Annotated in this window: 6 protein-coding genes; 1 reads left to right on the plus strand and 5 read right to left on the minus strand. The window is 58.1% G+C overall.

The features are described from left to right. Positions 1–85: 85 nt before the first annotated feature. Entirely contained in the window at positions 86–1,012 is a 927-nt protein-coding gene (locus PROAA_RS04095) for a LysR family transcriptional regulator (RefSeq protein WP_186410116.1), read from the plus strand. A gap of 17 nt (positions 1,013–1,029) precedes the next feature. Here the strand turns inward: PROAA_RS04095 and PROAA_RS04100 are convergent, their stop codons facing one another. The 5 genes from PROAA_RS04100 to PROAA_RS04120 all read right to left on the minus strand — a co-directional run. Further along, a complete protein-coding gene (locus PROAA_RS04100) occupies positions 1,030–1,521 on the minus strand; it encodes a glutathione peroxidase (protein ID WP_186410117.1) in 492 nt (163 codons plus the stop codon). A 62-nt stretch (positions 1,522–1,583) separates the two neighbouring features. Beyond that, positions 1,584–2,624, minus strand: a complete 1,041-nt coding sequence (locus tag PROAA_RS04105) for a GMP reductase (RefSeq protein WP_186410118.1) — start codon at positions 2,622–2,624, stop codon at positions 1,584–1,586. A 1-nt stretch (position 2,625) separates the two neighbouring features. Continuing rightward, a complete protein-coding gene (gcvP, locus tag PROAA_RS04110) occupies positions 2,626–5,541 on the minus strand; it encodes an aminomethyl-transferring glycine dehydrogenase (protein WP_186410119.1) in 2,916 nt (971 codons plus the stop codon). Between the two features lie 133 nt (positions 5,542–5,674). Next, a complete protein-coding gene (gene gcvH / locus PROAA_RS04115; protein ID WP_186410120.1) occupies positions 5,675–6,055 on the minus strand; it encodes a glycine cleavage system protein GcvH in 381 nt (126 codons plus the stop codon). A gap of 199 nt (positions 6,056–6,254) precedes the next feature. After that, a partial coding sequence (locus PROAA_RS04120; protein WP_281182231.1) for a glycine cleavage T C-terminal barrel domain-containing protein occupies positions 6,255–6,835 on the minus strand: 581 nt, incomplete at its 5' end.

Here is a 6,835-nt window from a genome sequence, read left to right on the forward strand (position 1 = left end):
GACGGTTTGGATGAACTGAATGGTAGTCCACGCTAATATATCCGTAAAACAGATTGTTTAGATAAGAAATATCTATGGAGTAGATATGCGATTTACTTTGCGTCAGATGACGGTATTCGTCGCGGTTGCCCGACAGGAAAGTGTTTCCAATGCAGCAAAGGAGTTGTCGCTGTCGCAATCGGCGACCAGTACCTCGCTGGGCGAACTGGAGCGTCTCTACGATACCCAGCTTTTTGACCGTATCGGCAAGGCCCTGCGTCTCAACGAACTCGGGCAATCCTTGTTGCCGCAGGCGGTGGAATTGATTGAACGCGCAGCAGCCATTGAAGCCGCCCTGGAGCGGCGGGCTGGCTTCGGCAGGCTGCGAATTGGCGCAACCCTGACCATTGGCAACTATCTGGCGACGCTGATTGTTGCTGACTATCTCAAGCGGCATCCCGAGAGCTCCGCGCAGTTGCAGGTGCACAACACGGCAACGATTATCGATCAGGTGGCGCGATACGATCTCGATCTGGGCCTGATTGAAGGCAATTGCCGGCACTCCGATCTGGTTGCCGAACCCTGGGTTGCGGACGAACTGGTGGTGTTCTGCGCACCTACGCATCGTTTGGCGACCAAGGGTGTGGCGACGCTGGCTGAGCTAGCCGATGAGCACTGGATCGTTCGCGAACCGGGTTCAGGGACGCGCGAAACGCTGGATCAGGCGATGCGCCTCCATCATTTCGAGTTGCGGGCCCGGCTGGAACTGGAACATACCGAAGCGATCAAGCGGGCCGTCGAGTTTGGGCTTGGAATCGGCTGCATATCACGGTTGGCACTGCGCGAGGCGTTCCGGAGAGGCAGTCTGGTGGCCATTGAAACGCCGGAACTCGAGTTGCTGCGCCATTTTCAGTTTCTCTGGCACAAACGCAAATTCCAGACGGCCGGAATGCAGGAGTTCATCTCGCTATGCCGCGGCATGACCGCAGGTATCCGGCGCAGCGACCAGATCGAACTGCCGCATATCCCGTAGCGAGCGGCGAGCCCGATTCAGAGCAAGGTTTCAATATCCTCGGCAATGGCATCCGGAGTCGTCGCCGGCGCGTAACGTTTGGTCACTTCACCTTTGCGGTTGAGCAGGAATTTTGTGAAGTTCCATTTGATAGCTTCGCTGCCGAGCAGCCCGGGCGCCGATTTCTTCAGATATCGATAGAGCGGGTGGGCATTGTCGCCGTTGACATCGACCTTGGCGAACATCTGAAAACTGACGCCATAGTTCGTCTGGCAGAAACTCGCGATTTCGCTAGCGTCGCCCGGTTCCTGCGCGCCGAACTGGTTGCACGGGAAACCGAGCACCAGCAACCCGCGATCCCGGAACCGCTGGTAGAGTGATTCGAGACCGGTGTATTGTGGCGTGAAACCACATTTGCTGGCGGTGTTTACTATGAGGAGAATCTTTCCCGCATAGTCGGCGAATGGCTGGTTTGTCCCCTGCAATCGTTCCGCCGAAAACGCGGACAGTGGGTAGTCTGATTCGCTCACGTTTGTTCCCCTTCAGTATTTATTGCCGCAAGTCATGCGCTCAACTCGCGCTCAACTCGCACTCAATTCGACCCGAAAACCTCGTTCAGTTGCTGGGTAACCCGGATAAAGGTCGTCCGCTTGGACAACTCTTTGAGTTTTCGCGCGCCGACGTAAGTGCAGGCCGAGCGAACTCCGCCCAGAATCTCCTGCACGGTGTTCTCAACAGGACCCCGATAATCCAGCAGAACATCTTTGCCTTCGGCGGCGCGGTAGTCGGCGACGCCCCCGGCATACTTTTCCATCGCTTCCCGCGAACTCATGCCATAAAAACGCATTTTGAGCATGCCATCTTGCTCGACGATGTCCGAACCACATTCATCGTGACCGGCCAGCATGCCGCCAAGCATGACGAAATCGGCGCCAGCACCAAAAGCCTTGGCCAAGTCTCCTGGCGAAGTGCAACCGCCGTCAGCGCAGATCAGACCGTGCAGGCCGTGCGCCGCATCGGCACATTCGATGATCGCCGAGAGCTGGGGGTATCCGACGCCGGACACCCTGCGCGTCGTGCACACCGAGCCCGGGCCAATCCCGACCTTGACAATATCGACACCGTCAAGGATCAATTCCTCGGTCATTTCGCCAGTCACGACATTGCCGGCCATGAGGGTGATATCTGGGTAGGCGCTGCGCAATTTCTGGATAAAGCCGACAAGGGCCTTGGTATAGCCGTTGGCGACGTCAACGCAGACGTATTCGATCTTGTCTCCGGCTTGCTCCTTGACGCGACGGAACTTCTCGTAGTCCGGCAGCGTGATGCCCATCGAATAGAACGAAGCCGAAGAGCCCGAAGGTTCGGCAAAAAAGGCGAGCAACTCCGCTTCGTCGTAATATTTGTGGAGGGCGACGGAGAGCTGATGGGCGGCCAGCGCCCGCGCCATATCAAATGTTCCGGTCGCATCCATGTTGGAGGCGATGATGGGTATGCCCTGATATTTGCGCTTGGAATGCAGAAAAACGTAATCGCGGGAAATGTCGACTTCCGAGCGCGAGGTGAGCGTCGAGCGCTTCGGACGGATGAGAACGTCCTTGAAATCGAGTTTCATGTCCTGTTCGATACGCATCTCAGCTCTCCTGACTCTCCTGGTAGTCTCCGATCGGCACACAGGCGCAGAACAGATTCCGGTCACCATACACATCATCGATGCGATTGACGCTCGGCCAGAACTTGTTGGATGCCACCCATGGCAGCGGAAATACGGCGTCTTCACGGCTGTAGGGGCGGTCCCACTTGGCGACGACAATGTCGGCCTGCGTATGTGGCGCGTTCTTGAGCGGATTGTTGTCTACCGGCCAGACACCTTGTTCGATTTTGCGGATTTCCTCGCGGATGGCAATCATTGCAGCGATGAAGCGGTCAAGTTCAACTTTTGACTCCGACTCGGTCGGCTCGACCATGATCGTTCCGGCGACCGGGAAGCTGACTGTTGGCGCATGGAAGCCGTAGTCCATCAGTCGCTTGGCGATGTCGATTTCGGCGATCCCCGAATTGCCGCCCGTCGCTGCCTTGATCGGTCGGATGTCGAGTATGCACTCGTGGGCAACGCGGCCGTTCTTGCCCGTGTAGAGCACCGGGTAATGCTCGTTGAGACGGGCGGCGACGTAATTGGCGTTGAGAATCGCCACTTCTGTTGCCCGTTTGAGGCCCTTGCCGCCCAGCATGGCGATGTACATCCAGGAAATCGGCAGGATCGATGCGGAACCCCACGGCGCTGCCGAGACCGCGCCTTGTCCGCGATGCAAACGTTCCGCCCCGCCCGTCGCTTGCACCACGTGATCCGCCATGAACGGCGCCAGATGGGCTTTGAGGCCGATCGGTCCCATGCCCGGACCACCGCCGCCGTGGGGGATGGCGAAGGTCTTGTGCAAATTCATGTGGCTCACATCGGCGCCGACCAATCCCGGCGAGGTGAGTCCGACCTGCGCGTTGAGGTTGGCCCCATCCATATACACTTGGCCACCGTGCGAATGAACGATCGCGCAGATGTCCCGGATCGCCTCTTCGAATACGCCGTGTGTCGAGGGATAGGTGATCATCAGGCAGGATAGCCGGGCTGCATGCTTTTCGGCCTTGGCTTTCAGGTCGGTAACGTCGACATTTCCATTGTTGTCGCAATCCACGACAACGATCTGCAGGCCGCACATCTGCGCGGTCGCCGGATTGGTGCCGTGCGCCGACTTCGGGATCAGGCAGATATTGCGGTGGCCCTCGCCCCGGCTGGCGTGGTAGCGCGAAATGGCAACGATTCCAGCATATTCACCCTGTGCGCCGGAGTTAGGTTGCATGCAGACCGCGTCGAAACCGGTGATGACTTTGAGCCAGTTTTCCAGTTCGCCGATCATTTCCAGGTAGCCCTGCGCCTGATCGAGCGGGGCGAAGGGGTGGAGGTCGCCGAACTCGGGCCAAGTGACCGGTATCATTTCACTCGTGGCGTTCAGCTTCATCGTGCATGAACCCAGCGAGATCATCGAGCTGTCGAGGGCCAGATCCTTGTTCTGCAAGCGCTTGAGGTAGCGCAGCATCTCGTGTTCGGTGTGATAGCTGTTGAATACCGGGTGTGTGAGGATGGCGTCGGTTCGCAGCAGTTCTGGCGGCAAGGCTGCATCCAGTTGCTGAACCTGCGCGTCAAAGACGTCGATATCGGCAGCGACCCCGGCGATCAGCTTGATCAGCGTGGCGACATCTGCGCGCGTTGTTTTTTCGCTCAATGCGATGCCTAGGGCCCCACTGCAGGTTTGGCGCAGGTTGTAGCCGGCGTTGATGGCGTCCTGGTAAACGGTGAGCGCGCGGGTGCCAAGATTGATATGTAGGGTGTCGAAGAACTGCTTGGTCACTACATCTATGCCGGCACGCTTGAGTCCTTCGGCGAGGATTGACGTCAGCCGGTGGATACGTTTGGCAATTATGCGCAGCCCATTCGGTCCGTGATACACGGCATACATGCTGGCCATGTTGGCGAGCAGCACTTGCGAAGTACAGATATTGGAATTCGCTTTCTCGCGGCGAATGTGTTGTTCGCGTGTCTGCAAGGCCATGCGCAAGGCCTTGTTGCCGCGAGCATCGACCGAAACGCCGATGATGCGCCCGGGGACCGAACGCTTGTACTCGTCACGGGTGGCAAAGAAGGCGGCATGCGGGCCACCGAATCCCATCGGCACGCCGAAGCGTTGTGACGAGCCGAGCGCGATATCGGCGCCCATTTCACCCGGCGACTTGAGCAATACGAGCGCCATCAGGTCGGAGGCTACCGCCACCACACCGCCGCGCAACTTGACCGCGGCAATCGGGTCGCTGCGGTCGGCTATTTCGCCTCTGTCGTTCGGGTATTGAAAGAGCGCCCCGAACACTTCCTGTAGCGCGGCTTCGTGCGGAGCTCCGAATGCCAGCTCAAAGCCAAAGAATCCGGCGCGCGTCCTGATGACGTCAATGGTCTGCGGAAAACAGGCCTCATCGACAAAGAAGACATTGGACTTCGATTTGCTCACGCGCCGCGCCATGGTCATGGCCTCGGCTGCCGCTGTAGCTTCGTCGAGCAGCGACGCATTGGCCAGTTCGAGCCCGGTGAGATCGATCACCATCTGCTGGTAATTGAGCAGCGCTTCGAGCCGCCCTTGGGCTATCTCGGCCTGATAAGGCGTATACGCCGTGTACCATCCCGGGTTTTCCAGTACGTTGCGCAGGATGACCTTGGGCGTCAGCGTGTCGAAATAGCCCATGCCGATCAGTGACTGGTTCATCTGATTCCGACCGGCAATCGCCTTAAGTGCGCTCAAAGCTTCAGATTCGGGCCGGGCATCGGCCAGCGTCAATGGCGCAGGCAGACGAATCGCCAGCGGCACGGTCTGATCGATCAGCGCGTCAAGGCTGGTGGCGCCAATGAGGGACAACATGGCACTTATGTCGGTTGTCGACGGTCCGATGTGACGGGAAATGAACTCGTCGCGATTTTCAAGAGAGGTAAGGGATAAATTCTGAGGCATGGCGTGATCCGGCAAAGTTTGTCGGTGAAGGGGCGGGGCTGTTCGGCAAGATTTCCCTAGAATTGCGTCTTCGTTGGGCATTTAAGAAGCTGCCTTGAAGAACTTGATGAACCAAGGCTTCCAGGGCAATATCCTATTCACCGGCGCTGGCGATGTAGGCCGCAGCGTCGAGCAGCGCGTCCATGTCAGCCATGTTGGTGGGCTTCATCCTGAACAGCCAGGCTGCGTAGGCGTCCTGGTTGACCAGCTCCGGCGCGTCAGCAACCGCAGTGTTGAATTCAGTAACGACACCGGCCAGGGGCGCATAGACATCAGCGGCAGCCTTCACTGATTCGACAACAGCGACTTCCTGCTCAGCCGCAAATTCCGCGCCGATCTCCGGCAGGTCGATGAAAACGAGATCGCCCAGCAGGTCCTGGGCGTGATCGGTGATGCCCACGGTAACCGTGTCGTCGGGTTCGGCACGAACCCATTCGTGGCTCTTGGTGTACTTGAGATTGGCGGGAACATTCATGGCGGGCTCCTTGTGCGTTTGTCAATGATTAATACTTGAAAAAATCCAAAACATATCTGATAATCAACCCAGAGCTGTGAGTGAAAATCGGCCTTGAGCCGTGCGGACCTGCGAGGTTCCTATACTCACGGCTTTCCTCATTTCAGCTTTCGAAAATGGAAGCGCATTGCTGGCATCGTCAGGTCGTCGGCGATGATCGTCAGACCAACGTCTTTCCATTTCTCACGAAGCAGGGTTTGACCACTCTGGCGGCCAGTTTCTTGTCGCGGATTTCGACTTTTACTGTATCGCCAATGGCGACGTCGATCGGCAGGCGCGCTAGAGCGATGGATTGCTGCAGGGTGGGCGAGAAAGTGCCACTGGTGATTTCGCCTTCGCTGGATGTTCCGTTGACCTCGGTGAACACCTTCTGGTGGGCGCGCAGGACTCCCCGGTCGAGCAGCACCAGCCCAAGGAACTGCTTCTGCTGTGGATTGGCGAGCAAAGCGGTTTTTCCGACGAAATCGCGTGCCGCAAGCAGGTCGACCGTCCAGGCAAGGCCCGCGTCAAGCGGTGATACCGTTTCGTCCATATCCTGACCGTATAGGTTCATTCCGGCCTCAAGGCGCAAAGTGTCGCGGGCGGCCAACCCGATTGGCCTGACACCGGCGTCGATGAGCGCCTGCCAGAAAGCCTCGGCTTTGCTCGCGGGGAGGGTGATCTCAAACCCGTCCTCGCCAGTGTAGCCCGTACTGGCGACGAAGTAATCGCCGACCGTGACCGAGAAGAATGCCTTGAGTG

It is taken from the genome of Candidatus Propionivibrio aalborgensis (assembly GCF_900089945.1).
GTDB classification, from domain to species: Bacteria; Pseudomonadota; Gammaproteobacteria; order Burkholderiales; family Rhodocyclaceae; genus Propionivibrio; species Propionivibrio aalborgensis.